The sequence below is a fragment of the Aureisphaera galaxeae genome (assembly GCF_028561275.1).
Taxonomy (GTDB): domain Bacteria; phylum Bacteroidota; class Bacteroidia; order Flavobacteriales; family Flavobacteriaceae; genus Aureisphaera; species Aureisphaera galaxeae.
The window spans coordinates 501,021-518,197 of record NZ_JAQQTF010000006.1; the positions used below are offsets into that span (position 1 = coordinate 501,021).

Annotated in this window: 13 protein-coding genes; 5 read left to right on the top strand and 8 right to left on the bottom strand. The window is 42.2% G+C overall.

What is annotated here, in order from left to right:
• Positions 1–10 precede the first annotated feature (10 nt).
• Positions 11–718 carry a hypothetical protein gene (locus tag POV27_RS12645; protein ID WP_272863138.1) on the bottom strand — a complete coding sequence of 236 codons (708 nt, stop codon included), beginning with the start codon at positions 716–718 and terminating at the stop codon, positions 11–13.
• A gap of 250 nt (positions 719–968) precedes the next feature.
• On the opposite strand from POV27_RS12645, the gene POV27_RS12650 reads away from it, so the two are divergent.
• Positions 969–2,987 (top strand): T9SS type A sorting domain-containing protein, encoded by a 2,019-nt coding sequence (locus tag POV27_RS12650; RefSeq protein ID WP_272863139.1) that lies wholly within the window; start codon positions 969–971, stop codon positions 2,985–2,987.
• Positions 2,988–3,069: 82 nt separating this feature from the next.
• Here the strand turns inward: POV27_RS12650 and POV27_RS12655 are convergent, their stop codons facing one another.
• On the bottom strand, positions 3,070–5,079 hold the full coding sequence (locus POV27_RS12655; RefSeq protein WP_272863140.1) for a M1 family metallopeptidase: 2,010 nt from the start codon (positions 5,077–5,079) through the stop codon (positions 3,070–3,072).
• 82 nt (positions 5,080–5,161) lie between these two features.
• Here POV27_RS12655 and recG point away from each other — a divergent pair, with 82 nt between their 5' ends.
• Both recG and POV27_RS12665 read left to right on the top strand, forming a co-directional pair.
• On the top strand, positions 5,162–7,267 hold the full coding sequence (gene recG, locus POV27_RS12660; protein WP_272863141.1) for an ATP-dependent DNA helicase RecG: 2,106 nt from the start codon (positions 5,162–5,164) through the stop codon (positions 7,265–7,267).
• A gap of 113 nt (positions 7,268–7,380) precedes the next feature.
• Complete coding sequence (locus POV27_RS12665; protein ID WP_272863142.1) at positions 7,381–7,974, top strand: phosphatase PAP2 family protein; 594 nt, start codon at positions 7,381–7,383, stop codon at positions 7,972–7,974.
• Positions 7,975–8,021: 47 nt separating this feature from the next.
• On the opposite strand, the gene POV27_RS12670 is transcribed toward POV27_RS12665, so the two are convergent.
• From POV27_RS12670 to POV27_RS12685, 4 genes are all read right to left on the bottom strand, one after another.
• Entirely contained in the window at positions 8,022–9,128 is a 1,107-nt protein-coding gene (locus POV27_RS12670) for a DUF2911 domain-containing protein (protein ID WP_272863143.1), read from the bottom strand.
• A 97-nt stretch (positions 9,129–9,225) separates the two neighbouring features.
• Positions 9,226–10,437, bottom strand: a complete 1,212-nt coding sequence (locus tag POV27_RS12675; RefSeq protein WP_272863144.1) for a peroxiredoxin family protein — start codon at positions 10,435–10,437, stop codon at positions 9,226–9,228.
• 91 nt (positions 10,438–10,528) lie between these two features.
• Entirely contained in the window at positions 10,529–11,350 is an 822-nt protein-coding gene (locus POV27_RS12680; RefSeq protein WP_272863145.1) for a hypothetical protein, read from the bottom strand.
• Positions 11,351–11,363: 13 nt separating this feature from the next.
• The gene (locus POV27_RS12685) at positions 11,364–11,567 is read right to left on the bottom strand and encodes a hypothetical protein (RefSeq protein ID WP_272863146.1); all 204 of its coding nucleotides are present in this window, start codon (positions 11,565–11,567) and stop codon (positions 11,364–11,366) included.
• A 107-nt stretch (positions 11,568–11,674) separates the two neighbouring features.
• Between POV27_RS12685 and pheT the strand changes: the two genes are divergently transcribed.
• Positions 11,675–14,101 carry a phenylalanine--tRNA ligase subunit beta gene (pheT, locus tag POV27_RS12690; protein ID WP_272863147.1) on the top strand — a complete coding sequence of 809 codons (2,427 nt, stop codon included), beginning with the start codon at positions 11,675–11,677 and terminating at the stop codon, positions 14,099–14,101.
• A gap of 64 nt (positions 14,102–14,165) precedes the next feature.
• Positions 14,166–14,885 (top strand): hypothetical protein, encoded by a 720-nt coding sequence (locus tag POV27_RS12695; RefSeq protein WP_272863148.1) that lies wholly within the window; start codon positions 14,166–14,168, stop codon positions 14,883–14,885.
• Positions 14,886–14,899: 14 nt separating this feature from the next.
• Here POV27_RS12695 and POV27_RS12700 read toward each other — a convergent pair whose 3' ends face one another.
• Positions 14,900–15,433 (bottom strand): STM3941 family protein, encoded by a 534-nt coding sequence (locus tag POV27_RS12700; protein ID WP_272863149.1) that lies wholly within the window; start codon positions 15,431–15,433, stop codon positions 14,900–14,902.
• Positions 15,434–15,460: 27 nt separating this feature from the next.
• Positions 15,461–17,086: an ABC-F family ATP-binding cassette domain-containing protein gene (locus tag POV27_RS12705; protein ID WP_272863150.1), complete on the bottom strand. Its 1,626-nt coding sequence runs from the start codon at positions 17,084–17,086 to the stop codon at positions 15,461–15,463.
• Positions 17,087–17,177: the final 91 nt, after the last annotated feature.

Below are 17,177 nucleotides of genomic sequence, written 5' to 3' on the forward strand. Positions count from 1 at the left end.
TAAGGTTTTATTAGCTGGACATGGGTGGCATGTTGTTTAAATCATTACTGAGTAGGGAGGTTCCATCGTCATCCCCTGGATCTCCACCCTCGGTTCCTCCTCCAGCAAACGGAACTTCCTCAAGAAAAGGCAATACCTCAAAATTACCAATATACCTCTCAAAACCTTCGGTAAACTCTGAATCTACATAAAAGGCCTTGTGCTTCAACATTTCAGGTCCTTCAATTTCTTCCTTTCGAATCGTTGGGGCCATGAATAAGGTATGTCTTCCTCTATAATCCCCTACTTTAGGTGGCTCATCCCCTACTTCTTCAGGTTCTCCCGAGCCTTCATATACATTGTCATCTTCGTAACCAATTCTTCCAAAATAAAGGCTTACTCCTGTAATTTCTGGTTGATCTGGATTCAACGCTTCCAGTTCCTTTAGAAATCGTAAATACAATTTAAGTCTTTTTCTGCTTATCCAAACATATTCCGTCCCTTGGAAACCGGCTGCATTGGGCAAACGCTCATTTCTACTGTTCTCCAAATCGCTCTTTATTTCCTCGTTATAGCGAACATAAAGATCTTTGGCTCTGTCATGCGAAAGCGGCATTCCAGATCGCTCATACCTGCGTATCACACGATTGCGTGATTTACCAGGATTTTCGACAGGATTCAGGTCCGTTTTTACAGACTGAACCGTCTCTTTTTTGATAGATAATCGTTTAGGATTCATAATTGAAATTTTTTAGGTTGGGTGTAAAAGTATCCAAATTAAATTTGTAGGAAAAGGGGTCTTCACCCCTTTTCAAGAAGGGTACTCCTCCCCTTCATTTTGAGGGTAGCGCCCCCTACTTTCCCGTTCAGCAACCCTTGAATTCACAAGGCCTCAGAAGGATCTTTGTTCCATATTTCGAAATATACATCCACAAGGGCGTAAACCGAAAAGCCCGTAAGAAAAGAGTAGGTAACTAATCGAATTAATCATGAAAACCTTTATTCAACTAACTAAAAAGGTATGGCTATTGGGCCTGTTTTTATCCCTAGCCACCCTTACCCATGCACAGAACCCATTCTGTGAAACTTTCGATCAATTTAGCACCACCAGTCCCGTGGGGAATGGCTGCTTAGGATCTCCAACGTATAGCCTCCTGAACAATTGGGGAGTGAAGCATACGGATATCAATTACCAAGACGTTAACAGCCAAAACGGAACAGGTGATTTTTATCTGTTTTTAGACGATACTGCTTGTAGCAATGGTTCTAGTTACATATTCAATCCGGTAGATTATTCAGGTAACTGGATCGATCAAGTAGGTGGTGTAGGATGCTTCTGTTATGACTTCAGAACCTTTTTAATCGCTACCGGAACCCTTACAGGAAGTTCCTTAAGTATCTATTCGGGAACTGATCCCGATAATTCAACAATTAGAGCCACGTTTGTTCTAAATGTTCCTGTAGATCCCTCTTTGGGCTGGGTACGTATTTGTGCTCCAATCGAATTGAGCAGTGGTGGCGTGCTACCAAGTAATGCCGATGGACAATGGGTAATTAACACAGGAAGTGCTGCAGACTGGGACAATTTGATTCAAAATGTAGGTTCGTTAGGATATGCGGTAGATGTAGCCAGCGGAGACGAGCGTTTCGGTATTGACAATATTTGTATCAGCGAGGAATGCGATAGTACCTTAACGAACCAGCCGACTAACGAAGGTGCTTACTGTTGTGATGAATCTGAGAATATGGTGACCAACGGAAACTTCGAATTTGGTGATGTAGATTTCGGTAGTGACTACACCCAGAATCCTGCTACCTTCCCAAGCCAGTACGATGTAACCGATAACGCTAGCGCCTTTGGTGCTACTATTACCGATCATTCTTTCTGTGTAGATTCTACAGCCTATGCGAATAACGATATGTACTTATTGGTGAACGGATTGACCAACCAGCCTTCCGGTTCGCAAAGTGTAATCTGGGAACAGACCATCGCCGGTTTCGAAAGTGAAAAGGAATACCGATTCTGTGCGAATTTCAAGAACATGCCACAGTGTACATTCGATGTTCTTCCTGAAATCACAGTACAGCTATCCAATGGAGTTACCCAAACAGCCACCATCAATACCGATCCTAGCGATCCATGTGACTGGCAAAACTTGAGTTTCTGCTTCCGCGGACAGGATGAAATTAACTTCCAGATTTTGTTGAACGAGGATTCCTTAGGAGACGGAAACGACCTTGCTATAGACGACATTTCGGTTCAGGAATTGGCGGATCCTATGTTGAGCATTACTGTGCAGCATCAAGGATCCCCGCAAATGGTAACTGGGTCTATTAACACCATTGCTACAGGAGACGACGTATTGCCATACGATCCTACAGTTTGTGAAGATCCATACTATTGGTTTGTACTAACCGTTTCCAGTTTCTCTGGAGGAACCTTTACGATCGATTGGGCCGCTCCTTATGGATGGGGGAACGACACCCTAGGAAGTAGTTTGTTCAACCCACCATCTACAGGACCGAATTGGGATTTGACCACCACGTTCCCAGGATTCCCATTTGCACAGGATACCATGTACTTGGTTGGACTTACCACGCCAAGTTGTTGTGAGGACTGTACCGATGATGGATTTACCTACCAACTCATCTACAACAATGGTCTTAACCCGGCCGAAGGTGGGCTTAGCGACGAGGATATCGAATTCATCTATTCTTGGTTGGGTACTTATGGAGGTATCCTAGGAGATCAGGGGCCACATAGTGATAGCATGGTAAGCATTTATCCAAACCCAGTAGATAATGAGGTGAATATTTCCTTACTGAACAACGAAATCGCGAGTGTGCAAATCACTAGCATCAACGGTCAAAAAGTAGTTGCAGAACGCTTAACGAGAACCGCTAGCGAAGCCCGTATCGATGTTTCCCACTTAAGCAGTGGACTGTATCTGGTAACTATTCAGGATACCACTGGGAATACGCATACTGGAAAATTGCTGGTAGAATAATCGCCTGCTTTTGATTGCAAATTGTATGTTTTCCATACAGTTTGATTGTGGAGAGCTGTCCGTTTCCCAACGGGCAGCTTTTTTATAGTACCCGCTCCAAATAGGCTTTCTCCCTATCGGAAAAAGAATCTTTTTTGCTTTGTAGGTATTGCTTCAGTTCCTCACTTTTTAACAACTCATCGAGCAATTCCCTGCAATAGTCCCTAAATCGCCAATAGTGGTGGGTACATCCGTTTACAAGGTTCTTTATCACCTCTTCATTCCAATTCCCTAAAGAAGAAATGTATTGAAATGCAGTTTCCCGAATTTCATAGCTGTAATCGGGACGCGAATAGTTACGAAGCTCTTTCTCAAACAAGGGTTTGGCAGAAGTAGCGTAGCCCTCGGTACTCAATGCCAATGCCAACCACAGTAATCGGATATTTTTGTTCTGAAATCCATGCGCGTATTTCATCTCATCCAGATAACGCGCCCGTTCCTGAGGGTACGAAGCCCATAAAATATACAAGGCACTTTCTTGAGTTGTATACGACTTATCTTTCAGTAAAGTTTCATATGCGCTCTTAAGCGCTTCCGAAACCGGAGGCTCCATAGACAAGGCAATCGCTTGACGAGTGGTAGTATTTCCTTTAAATGCCATTTCATAGAGTGCTTCGACCTCTTTCCCTTTTTCCAGTGCTAATTGAATCACAGCTTCCTCTGCCAGATAATCGTTGCCCGATTGTAGGGCTTGTTCCAATAGTTTGCTTTTGTCCGAAATGGTCATCTCACGCAGGGAAACCAATTCAAAATAAGTGGTTAAGAATTCACTATTCGTTAATGAATTTAAGGCCTGCTCTGCCTTAAATGCCGATTGTTTCAACCAATCTTTTTCCCATGCAGAAATATCTACACTGCTAACAGCCCGAACCTCGGCTAGGAAATCGTCTGTTGTTACATTTTTAAACTGATACTTTTCAAGGTAATTCTTTATGGCTTTTTTGAAAGCCTCTTCCCCGATCAATTCATTCAATATATGCAGTGCCCAAGCCCCTTTTTCGTAGAAGGTTAACGAACTCGCCTTGGGATTCAACAACGATTGTCCCTTCCCTTGATCACTTATGGAACGTAACTGCTCTGCCGTATTGTAGAGTTTCCAATAGTAGTAATCGTCCCCAAACAAATGGCGTTCGGCCAATAGGGCATAATAAGTAGCAAATCCTTCATGCAACCAATGATGTTTCCCCTCAGTTTCGGTCACCAAATTCCCAAACCATTGGTGAGCCAACTCATGGGCATTCACATTTACATAGTTTCGATCGTGAAATCCAATGCTATCTACCACAAAGGCTTCCGAAAATAAGGTAGCGGTGGTATTCTCCATCCCGGCATATAGGAAATCCCGAACGGGTACTTGTTTGTAGTTTTGCCAGGGATAGGGAACGCCGATTTCCTTTTCAAAAAAATCGAATATCTCTTTGGTATGGCGATAGGTCGGTTCCATTTTCAAGGAATCTTCGGGTCGCAAGTACAATTCTATAGGAATCCCAGATTCGGACCGTATTTCCTTTTTTACAAAGTCACCCATGGCGAAGGCCACCAAATAACTCGACATAGGCTTTTCCATATCGAAAGACCAAATGGTATTGTTTCCCGCGCCTATATGCTCAACATCCCTTCCATTGGCTATAACTGTTTTTCCCTTTTCAGCTACCACCTTAAGATCGAATTCAATCTTATCGTTCATATCGTCGATACTGGGCAACCAATTGGAAGTATACTTTCCCTGTCCTTGAGTCCAAACTTGATCGTAAGTGAAATACATGGCTCTCTTTGGTACCATTGTATAGATGAATTTAGCCTCATAGACACTATCTTTCTGAAAGTTGGAAATCATCCAAAGCTTGTCATCGGAAACCCTGAGTTGAATATCTGTCGTTACGTTTTTCACAATAGAAGCAGCCACAGCATCCAAATAAATACTGTCTGTCTGTTTCAACATTTTAAAAGTTGCCGAAAGCTCTCCCTGCACTTCACGACTTTCAATATCAGGGGCAATCAAAGCACTAATATTTGTGAAGTCAACCACATCGGTTTGTTGGGAAAAAACCATAGTGGAACAAAAGAATAATAAAACTAAAATCCGCATAAACGATATACCACAATTGTTTTGCCAAATTAAGTAAATTCGTTGTATGAATACCCAATTTTTACAGACACCCATCGATTATTTGAAAGGAGTCGGCCCAAATCGCGCCGACCTTCTTAAAAAGGAATTGGGCATTCATACCTTTCAGGATCTAATCAATCTCTTTCCCAATCGGTATTTAGATAGAACCCACTATTATAAAATTGGCGATTTACAGCGTAATTCATCCGAGATTCAAATTGTAGGTAAGATCACCCATATTAAAACCGTAGAGCAAAAAAGAAACAAAAGATTGGTGGCTACTTTTGTGGACGACACCGGAAAAATGGAATTGGTTTGGTTTCGAGGGCACAAATGGATAAGGGAAAATCTAAAGCTGAATACACCCTATGTAATCTTCGGAAAGGTAAACTGGTTCAATGGAGTGTACTCCATGCCACATCCAGAAATGGAGTTATTGGCCCAGCACGAAAAAAGTTTGCGTTCTGCCATGCAACCTATTTATCCGTCTACTGAAAAATTAAGTAGTAGCGGAATCACGAATCGAGTGATCAATACACTCATGCAAACCCTCTTTCGGGAACTGAAAAACAACATTACTGAAAGTCTATCCGAGCCACTTTTGAAATCATTGAAATTGATGCCGAAAAGTGAAGCATTCTTTAATGTGCACTTTCCACAAGGTCAGGAAAAATTGACAAGAGCGCAGTATCGGTTGAAATTTGAAGAATTATTCTTTATTCAAATTCAATTATTACAGAAAAGACAACTTCACAAAACAAAAATTAAAGGGTATCCTTTTGAAAAAGTAGGTCCTTATTTCAATACCTTTTTCTCATCACATTTACCGTTTCCTCTCACTGGTGCACAGAAGCGAGTTATTAAAGAAATAAGAAATGATTTGGGAAGTAACGCCCAGATGAACAGACTGTTACAAGGAGATGTAGGTTCTGGAAAAACCATTGTGGCCTTCATGTCAATGCTCATAGCACTTGACAACGATTTTCAAGCTTGTTTAATGGCTCCAACTGAAATTTTGTCAGTTCAACACTACAATAACTTATCAGAATGGTGTAACTTATTGAATATCAGAGTAGATTTATTAACAGGCTCAACCAAAGCTTCAAGAAGAAAAGAAATCCACGAAAGTTTGGAAAATGGTGATTTACAGATACTTATTGGCACTCATGCGCTACTCGAAGATAAAGTAAAATTTCGAAACTTGGGATTGGCCATTATAGATGAGCAACATCGCTTTGGAGTAGCGCAACGTAGTAAGCTATGGCACAAGAACATACATCCGCCACATGTATTTGTAATGACCGCCACCCCTATTCCAAGAACCTTGGCTATGAGCGTCTATGGCGATCTGGATATTAGTGTCATTGATGAGATGCCTCCGGGAAGAAAAGACATAAAGACTGTGCATAGATTTGACGCTAATAGATTGAAGGTTTTTCGATTTCTAAAAGACGAAATTGCGAAAGGAAGACAGGTCTATATTGTCTACCCTTTGATACAAGAAAGTCAGGCGATGGACTACAAAGACCTGATGGATGGCTACGCCAGTATTGAAAGGGAATTCCCTAAACCCGAATACCAAATTTCTATAGTACATGGTCAAATGAAAGCGGCCGATAAGGATTATGAAATGGAACGATTTGTTAAAGGTGAAACTCAGATCATGGTTGCCACAACGGTTATTGAAGTGGGGGTAAATGTGCCCAATGCTTCGGTAATGATTATTGAAAGTGCCGAGCGATTTGGGCTTTCTCAATTGCATCAGTTACGAGGACGTGTTGGTCGCGGTGCCGAACAGAGCTATTGCATTCTTATGACCAGCCATAAATTGAGTGCGGATGCTCGAACTAGACTGGAAACCATGGTTCGCACTAATGATGGTTTCGAAATAAGTGAAGTAGACCTAAAATTGAGAGGGCCCGGTGATATGATGGGTACCCAACAAAGTGGAGTGCTCAACTTACGAATCGCGGACATTATAAAAGATAGCGAGATTCTTAAGATCGCTCGAGGCTATGCTACCCAAGTAATAAAGGAAGATCCACAACTTTCTCTTCCCCAAAACACGCCCATTAGGAATACCTACCAACAATTGGCCAAGTACAAGAATATTTGGAATTATATTTCCTAAAGAAACTTAACTAGCTGATAATCAATTTAAAAAAATACTAAATGATAGGTTTTGTCGTTTAATGATGAAACTATCGCTTATTACAAAAGCTACCCTAACCAATACATTCCTTTATGATTCTCAGACGTTTTGGAACGGGTATCTTTTACGTGGTATTTTTACTATTCCCCCAAACCTATTCGTTCTCACAAGATATGGTGGACGAAGGAGGCCATGAACAATGGGAATTCATTTTGGAAGATACGGGAGATGTCCTACAATTAGCACTCCCTATTACCGCCTTATCGGTTACTTTGATTGAAAAGGACTATGAAGGGACCAAACAATTTGCATTCTCCTACGGAAGCGCGATGCTCCTAACGCATTCCTTAAAACATCTTATTCACAAACAGCGCCCCGAAGGGCGAGACCGGTACGATGCGTTCCCCAGCGGTCATACTGCCTCCGCATTCTCCGGGGCGTCTTTTATACAAAGGCGATACGGTTGGAAATACGGTTGGCCCGCTTACGTTCTGGCCACCCTAGTGGGAGTTAGCCGTATGGAAGGGCCCGACGGATACCATGATATTTGGGATGTCATTGCAGGTGCCAGTGTTGGCATAAGCACGACGTATTTATTTACATCGTCATATCCCAAGCATAATTTCGATATTGGCTTTGCATCAGGAAACGACAATTACCTGTTAACCTTCCACTACAAATTCTAAATAAAAAAAGCCCCCTGTAAACAGGAGCCTTCCTCAAAAACCAACAACTAATTTATATCCTCGCCATTCTTCAACTTCTCAATATTAGCTGCTACACGGCCTTTACTGCCAGGATTGGGCGCATTTGCATGTGCCTTCTCCAAGTGCTTTAAGGCTGTCTTATAATCGCCCTGTGCGGAATAGGCTCTTGCCATTCCATAATGTACGGGCCAAGTATCTTTATTCTTCTTCGCATTGTACTTAAATATATCCATAGCCTTATCTTTCTTTCCTGCGGCTATAAGCGTTCTACCATATTGGTGCACCTCGAAAACAGACCCGATGTCCAAATTATCATTCAGTAGTTTTTCTGCCTCTGTCTCCTTGCCCATTTTCGCAAGGATGGCCGACTTAATCTGTAGATTGGCGAAGGTCTTCTGACTAAAAAACTGTCCGGCAATGGCATTGTCTATCCAACCCATAGCCTCGTTTAGGTCACCTCCATTATTCAAGGAGTAGTTAGCGGCCTGTTCCCATGTTTGACGATTAAAGCCCGGCTGATCCCTCATACTATTTCGAATATCTGCCAATACAATTTCGGTAACAGGGACCTCTATTTTAAACGGAAAGGCCCTCTTTTCCCATTTAAGGGCTGCTACCGCCGAATTTGCAGTTACTTCTGTGAAATCGAAAGTCAGCATTTCTGTGTGATGCACCTCCTTCGTGGTGATGCCGGCACTTAGGGCGTCCTCGGCAGCATCGTAAAAGAAACTTCCCCAAGAAGTAGAGTTCTTCGAAAGAATTAATCGTGCTTTGTTCCCTTCATTCACCTCCAAATGAAGTCCGTAAGTCCCTGCTTTAATGGGCTTCCCTTCTACTTTCATATCGTGGGAAAAGGTAATCGTCGTATTTTCATTGGCCCCGGCGCGCCATGGAGCTGCAGTAGAAGTCCCGAAGCCCAAATTATTGAGGCCGTAGGGAACCAACTGTCCCCAAATCTCCCGGTCATTAACGCTGGGGCGTGAATAGGTGATTTCTACCGAAGAAGTTCCTATGGTCTGCGATATTGTAGCCATCTGACTTCCTCTCGGAGCATTGATCTGTGCATGTGCTGTGAAGGTGGTCACCAAGAGAAGAACAAGGAAGGTAACCACGCGCGTGTAAACGTTTGACATAATTTTTCTGGATTTGATTGTTTCCCTTAAAAGTACTGTCAACCGCTACCCCATAATGTTACGGGCGTGTTAAATGAAAAAGATCGATGTTAATTAACTATTCGTTAAGAAGTTGTGTTAAAAAGGCTTCGAATTCCTGCGTGAATTGTGTGTACTTCTCCCCGGTTGCCTTTCCATTGAATCCAGTATGGATTTTTCTCACGGCTCCTTCCCTGTCTATAAAAATAGTGGTAGGATAACTAAGAACATGATTCAGCATCGGGAGCTTTTCATTCGCCTTTTGTTTGCTACTACTACCGTATTGAGCCAACAATATGGGATAAGGAACCCCAACAGAGGTTTTTAGCTTGTTTATACCCCGTATGGCTCTTTCCTTTGGCGCATACTCGAAGGCCAAAGAAATAAACTCCAAATTGGGAGAAGGATTTTTTGTAAGATATTCGGTGTAATACTGTGTTTCCTCCAGGCAATTCGGGCACCAAGTCCCCATAATCTGCACCACCACAACTTTATCCTTGAATTTCTCATCGGAAAGGGAAACGATAGTACCGTCCGTATCCGGAAAGGAAAAATCGAAACGATCATACCCCTCTTTCAGATACGTAAGGGTATTTTCATCGGGAAGTTCGTAGGTTTCGTTACGCTTTGCACTGAAAGGTTCTTTCCAATGGTTGCCACTATAAAAATTCCCGTATAAAATAGTGTCCTTTACTTCTGCTTCAAAAAGAAAAGCATGGGCGCCATCGAAGGTAGAGAGCTTTAAGGTACTTCCGTCCATAACTCCCTCCAAGTAGCGATAATCGCCTGTAGTGGTTCTAATGGTGCCAGTCACTTTATCACCTTGCTGTTCAAAAATTCCCTTAGCGATATAGCGGTCTTCTGGCGAATGTGCACTAAAAAGCATTTCCCAATTTCCCGAAACATTCTGGTCGGAAACCTGTCCTACTATAAAGCGGGGGGCATCTCCATGGACCATTTCGAAAGGAACAACGCGATCCAAACTGGGCTTGATGAAACTTCCTGTCACCTTATCGGCAGTAAAGACTCCTTTAAAGACTCCTTCAAAAACAGGATGTGCTATGGTAATGGAATCCCCATTTACTTGAATATCGGTAATATCGATTCTCTCATCTGCGTTGCTAACCACCCAATGTAGATCCTCTTTCCAATCGATCATAAAAGGGAGTTCTTTTCCATCCTGTACCTCAAGCACCACCCTCCATGGACCTAATTTTGGTTTTACGGGTTCTTTATTACAAGAGAATAAGGATACGAATGCCAGAAGTAGTATGGGAAGTCTTGTTTTCATGAGGAGGATAGTCGTATTGGATTTTAAATCATAACAATAATAAAAAGAGGCGCTATAAAATAACGCCTCTTATCGTAATAGGATGATTATCCTAGTTTCCTTTTTCTTCCTTGTACATATCGTTCAAGGTGGCATTCTGCTTTTCGAAAGTAGCTTTTCCAGCGTCCACAGAACTTTGCAGTTTGTCCAAACGCGCTTGAGCTGCTGCAATTTTCATTCGCTTAGCCGCTGCCTCGTCTTCGGTAATGTCTCCGTTGGCAAGGGCTGCATCTACTCTATCTGTAGCGGCTCTAATTCTCGACTTACCCTTATCGATAAGTTGCATCTTCTTGTTAAGGGATTCTTGACGCATGACCATTTTCTCTTTGGCCTGATTAGCACGATTCATACCGTACTCCTTGGTCATCTTAACTTCTTCTCTGGCACTTTCATCTGCTTCGTTCGCCTTCTCTTCTGCCTCTTCCTTTGCTTTGGCAGTTCTTTCTTTGGCTTCCTTGGTTACATCAATGTTAGCATCTGTCGGTGCTCCTTTCTTTATTTCTGTGCCAGCATCTTTCCCAGATTCGCGGATGGCGCGTAACGTTTCCATCATCTCGGCTTCCAACTTTTTCTTCTCTTCAGCCGTAGAAGCATTGGCGATCTTCTCTTTGTATTGAGACTTTACCGCGTTGTATTTTTCTTCTACATCTTTGGAGTTGTTCTTAGCCTGATCTACTTTTTCTTGTCCGTGCTTTTTCATTTTCTCTGCACGGTCTTCGGCATCTTTTTTTGCTTTATCTGCTTCTTGCTTTACCTGTCCGGTTTTCTTATCTACGGTTCCCTTGGCATCGCCCAAACTGTTTTGGGCAGTCAAAGAAGTATTGATGGCAAATAAAAATAGCACTGATAATACGAGGTACTTTAATGTTTTCATGTTGTAAGGGGTTTTAAATACTGTCTAACTCTTCTAGGGCTTCTTCTAATTCACCAGCTTCTTGGTCAATTTTTTCTGAAATCTCTTCGGCTTCTTTCTCAACAGCTTCAATTTGTTCTACTGCTTTTTGGGCCTCTTCTTCCTCAGCCTTAGTGTCGCGGCAGGAAATAAACCCTACCAGCAATAGTGCTAATAGTAATCTGGTTACGATCTTCATAAATATAAGTTGTTTTAGTTAATGGTTTTTAAATGTACAAAATATGGGGCATTATTTGAATGCTACCTCCAATATTTTATCTTTGTAGGCTTAAAATTGAACCTCTCATGAAGATTTCATATAACTGGTTAAAACAGTTTATCAATGTGGATTGGAGCGCCGAAAAAACCGGTGAACTTCTTACAGATTTAGGATTGGAAATAGAAGGGATAGACACCTTTACTTCAATTCCTGGCGGCTTGGAAGGCGTTGTCGTTGGAGAGGTCTTGGAATGCGAACAACATCCCAACGCAGATCGACTAAAGCTTACCAAAGTGGACCTGGGCAACGGTGATCCCGTGCAGATTGTTTGTGGTGCGCCCAATGTAGCTGCCGGACAGAAAGTCCCAGTTGCTACCGTGGGAACTACGCTTTATGATGATGAAGGAAAACCTTGGCAGATAAAGAAAGGGAAGATTCGTGGCGAAGTGAGTATGGGAATGATTTGTGCCGAAGATGAATTGGGATTGGGAAAAAGCCATGAAGGAATCATGGTATTGGATGAAAGTCTCATTTCCGGAACGCCCGCTTCTGAAGTATTCGATATTGAAAATGACCATGTGTTCGAAATTGGCCTTACGCCCAACCGAGCAGATGCCATGAGCCATTGGGGAGTCGCAAGGGACTTAAGAGCTGGCTTAATGCAGCACGAAGTGCCATTAGAACTCATTACTCCTTCTACCAGCAGTTTCAAGATCGAAAACCGTATGTTGAAGATCGATGTCTCGGTAGAAGATAATGACTTAGCCCCTCGCTATTGCGGCGTGACCATTAGTGGTCTTAAAGTGGAAGCTTCCCCCTCTTGGTTGCAAAATAGATTAAAAGCCATAGGACTCGCTCCCATCAATAACATAGTAGATATCACAAACTATGTATTGCACGAGTTGGGACAACCTCTTCACGCCTTCGATGCCGTGAAGATTGCCCAAAATAAGATTGAGGTGAAGACCTTACCGGCCGGAACCAAATTTGTTACGCTAGATGGTATTGAAAGGGAATTGCATGAGGAAGACCTTATGATATGCGATGGTGAAAAACCCATGTGTATTGCTGGGGTATTTGGAGGAGAGCACAGTGGAGTAACCGAAAGTACTACAAGCATCTTCCTAGAGAGTGCCTACTTTAATCCTGTGAACATTCGTAAAACAGCAAAGCGACATGGATTAAACACCGATGCTTCCTTTCGTTTCGAAAGAGGAATCGACCCGAACATCACCGAATATGCCTTGATGCGTGCCGCTATTCTCATGGGCGAAATTGCCGGTGGAGAAATCAATAGTGATATTGTAGACATCTATCCTAAGAAAATCGAAGACCATCAAGTATTCTTAAATTTCGATAATGCCACTCGATTAATTGGTCAGGAAATCCCTAGGGAAACCATGAAAGAGATCCTGACATCCTTGGACATTAAGATCGAAAACGTGACCGAAACGGGTATTGGGATGACCATTCCTGCATACCGTAACGATGTAACGCGAGAAGCCGATGTGATTGAAGAAATCCTTCGGGTGTATGGATATAATAAAATCGATTTCACCAATAAACTGAATGCCTCTATCGCCACAACCAAGAAGATCGAAGATCACGAGGTTCGGAATAAAGTTGGAAATCAGTTGGCCGCCTTAGGCTTTCATGAAATGTTGTGTAATTCATTGACCAGTGCTAATTACACTACGCTACTGAATAGTCTAAAGGACGAACATAGCATCCCTATGCTCAATCCTTTAAGTCAGGATTTGGAAGTAATGCGCCAAACCCTTTTGTTTGGTGCTTTGGAAGCTGTTGCCTATAACAATAACCGAAAGACTGCTAACGTGAAGTTGTTCGAGTTTGGTAAGACCTATCACAACTATCCTAGCGGACGCGAGGAGAAGAAACACCTTTCGCTAGTCATTAGTGGAAACCGTACCGAAGATACTTGGACAGCCGCTAATAAAAAATCGGATTTCTTCTATGGCAAAGGAATCGTTACCACTGTATTGGATCGTTTGGGAATTGATGGTTATTCTGAAAAAGGATTGAAAAACGATGCTTTCTCCGAGGGGATTCGAATCACCAAAGGAAAAAAGGACTTGGTAGAATTTGGTATAGTAACCAAAAAGATAGCCAAACACTTCGGTATTGCCGAGGCAGTGTTATTTGCCGATTTCCATTGGGATGCTATTTTGGAAGAAATTCCACAGGGTGACTTCTTCGTAAAACCCATATCGAAATTCCCAAAGGTAAAGCGTGATTTTGCCTTGCTTATTGACAACGAAGTAACTTTCGATGCTCTTAAAACAGCGGCACTACAAACGGAAAAGCACTTATTGAAGGAAGTATCACTTTTCGATGTGTACACGGGTAAAAATCTTCCGAAAGGCAAGAAAAGCTATGCGCTTAGCTTTACCATATTGGATGAACGAAAGACCCTTACCGATAAGCAGATCGACAAAATTATGGGGAAACTACAGCAACGATTCGAAAAAGATTTCGGGGCTCAACTTCGATAACACTCTTATTGTTAAAATATTGGAATAATGAGGCTTAGTCCGTAATTTTATAAAAAATTGCGCTATGCTCCCTAAGATCGATATCGAAAGAAAACTCGTAAAACTTCGTAATAGACAAAATTCACCCGATGAAATCCTGAATCAAGTAAAGACCATTTTCGAAGAAAATGATCAGGATAGGGAATTGCTTAAAACAAAACTCGCAGAACCTTCTTCGGGCAAGGAGAATGATTTTAATGTGGATTTGTTGGAGGCGGATAGAATTTTCCATCTAGACGATATTAAAAAACTATGCGTAGACTACCGCCTACGCTTTTTGGGAGCCCATTTTTTCAAAGGCGACATTCCCGAAGAAGCGATTTCCAAAATGCGACAGTTGGAAAAGGACCACGACATCTCTTTACAGGGACTCAAAATCATGGCACCTGCCAAACTTCTGAAGTTGGAAAATGCCGACGACCCACTTCTTTTTGCCCCTATTGGGAATGATTACTATTATCTCATCCACAAATGGGGAAATGACCTCCATCCCCTGCGTAAATGGCTTATGTGGCCTTATAAAACCTTCGAAAACTTGGTTTTCACCATTTTCCTCGTGAGTATTCTACTAACTGCGATTACCCCTATGCAGGCCTTTACAAAAGGAGAAGTGACCAATACGGAGTATCTACTCATGTTCTTGTTTATGTTTAAAGCCGTGGGAGGTACCGTTTTGTTTTATGGCTTTGCCAAAGGAAAAAACTTTAACACCGCTATTTGGGATAGTCGTTACTACAACGGATAATTACTTTTCGGGAATTAGTTCTTGTATTTGGAGAATTGCGAATAGACAAGATCCTCTAGCTCGTCAAAATCGTATTGCAAGGTATTAGAGCTAATGGATAAAGGTGTTCCATAGGTCTTCATATTCGCTCGCATAACGCTCGCTTTAAATTTACTCCCTGCTTTTTGAATATACTTCTCCGGATCCTTCACATGAATAAGAAGAAATTTGGTCGACATGACAGCCGTTCTCCTTATTTTGACTATATCGTCCCATACAATCAACCCTACGCTCACACCACTAGAATGGTCGGTTATACCTTCAAAATTGATAACAAGACCGTTCTTTTTATCGAATAACTTCCTGAAGACAAAGATGCCCGTGCCGCCAAAAAAGAGTATTCCGACCACGCCGACAATGATAACCGTTTTAGTACTTCCGAAAAGTTGATCGGCAAATCTTTCAGGATCCAATACCAGCCATAGACCTGCTAGCACAAAGGCAAAGGCCGCGATGACTAGCAAAACGATTTTCTTCTTGCTAAGGGGTATTTCAATGACTTCATCCATTACCCCAAAGATACTAAGTGAAAGAATTTAAGCCGTTACCCCGTACATCTTATCGCGAAGCTCCTTGATCTTTTTGTCGCTCATGTACTCATCGAAGGTAGTGTAACGATCTATGATCCCATTAGGGGTTAGTTCGATCACGCGATTCCCAACCGTTTGCGCAAACTCGTGGTCGTGTGTAGTTAATAGTACAGTTCCTTTAAAGTTCTTCAAAGAATTATTGAATGCAGTAATAGACTCAAGATCCAAGTGGTTGGTAGGCTCATCCATCATTACTACATTGGCACGCATCATCATCATACGACTTAGCATACAACGCACCTTTTCACCTCCCGATAGTACATTGGACTCTTTCAACGCCTCCTCACCACTGAATAGCATTTTCCCAAGGAATCCTCGTAGGTATACTTCTTCTTTTTCTTCTTCGGTCTTGGCCCATTGACGTAACCAGTCGACCAAGTTCATTTCATTTTGGAAGAAATTGCTGTTGTCCAAAGGCAAATAACTCTGGTTCGTAGTAACTCCCCACTGATATTCTCCAGCATCGGCCTTCATATTTCCATTAATGATCTCATAGAATGCCGTAGTAGCTCTCGAATCGCGAGAGAAAACTACGACTTTGTCCCCTTTGGCCAAATTAATATCTACACTACTGAAAAGCGTTTCCCCTTCCATGCTTGCCGCCAATCCTTCAATATTTAGGATTTGGTCTCCAGCTTCGCGTTCCCTTTCAAAAATAATGGCTGGGTAACGACGACTGGAAGGCTTAATGTCGGAAACATTCAACTTTTCGATCATCTTCTTTCTACTTGTGGCCTGTTTGGACTTAGCCACGTTCGCAGAAAAACGTCGAATGAATTCTTCTAGTTCCTTCTTCTTTTCCTCCGCTTTTTTGTTTTGTTGCGCTCTCTGACGGGCAGCCAATTGGCTACTCTCATACCAGAACGTATAGTTACCACTAAAGTGGTTAATCTTTCCAAAATCGATATCACTAATATGTGTACAAACCGCATCCAAGAAGTGACGGTCGTGCGATACGACAATTACACAGTTATCGTAATTCGCCAAAAAGGTTTCCAACCAAGAAATGGTCTCGTAGTCCAAATCATTGGTAGGCTCATCCATGATAAGTACATCGGGATTTCCGAAAAGCGCTTGTGCCAATAGCACTCGAACTTTTTGCTTTCCGTCCAAATCTCCCATCATGGCATAGTGCAACTCTTCTTTTATTCCCAAATTGGATAAAAGTGCTGCAGCATCGCTATCGGCGTTCCATCCGTCCATTTCTTCGAACTGCACCTGCAACTCCCCTATTTTTTCAGCGTTCTCATCAGAATAGTCCGCATACAAGGCATCGATCTGTGATTTAATGGCGTATAACTCTTTGTTACCACGAACCACTGTGTCCAATACGGGATACTCATCGTAAGCATTGTGATTCTGTTCTAAGACAGACATTCGCTTACCGCCTTCTAGGTGTACATGCCCGGAAGTTGCGTCCTGTTTACCTGCGATGATTTTAAGGAAAGTAGATTTTCCTGCTCCATTGGCACCGATAATTCCATAACAGTTGCCCTGCACGAATTGGGTGTTTACCTCGTCGAACAATACACGTTTCCCAAACTGAACCGATAAATTGGATACTGAAAGCATAGGATTTGTCGTTTTAAATTTTGCGCAAAATTAGCTAAATAAGCGCGATTGATGAAACGAAAGCCCTCCTAAGTTCTTTAATTCTTTAAAA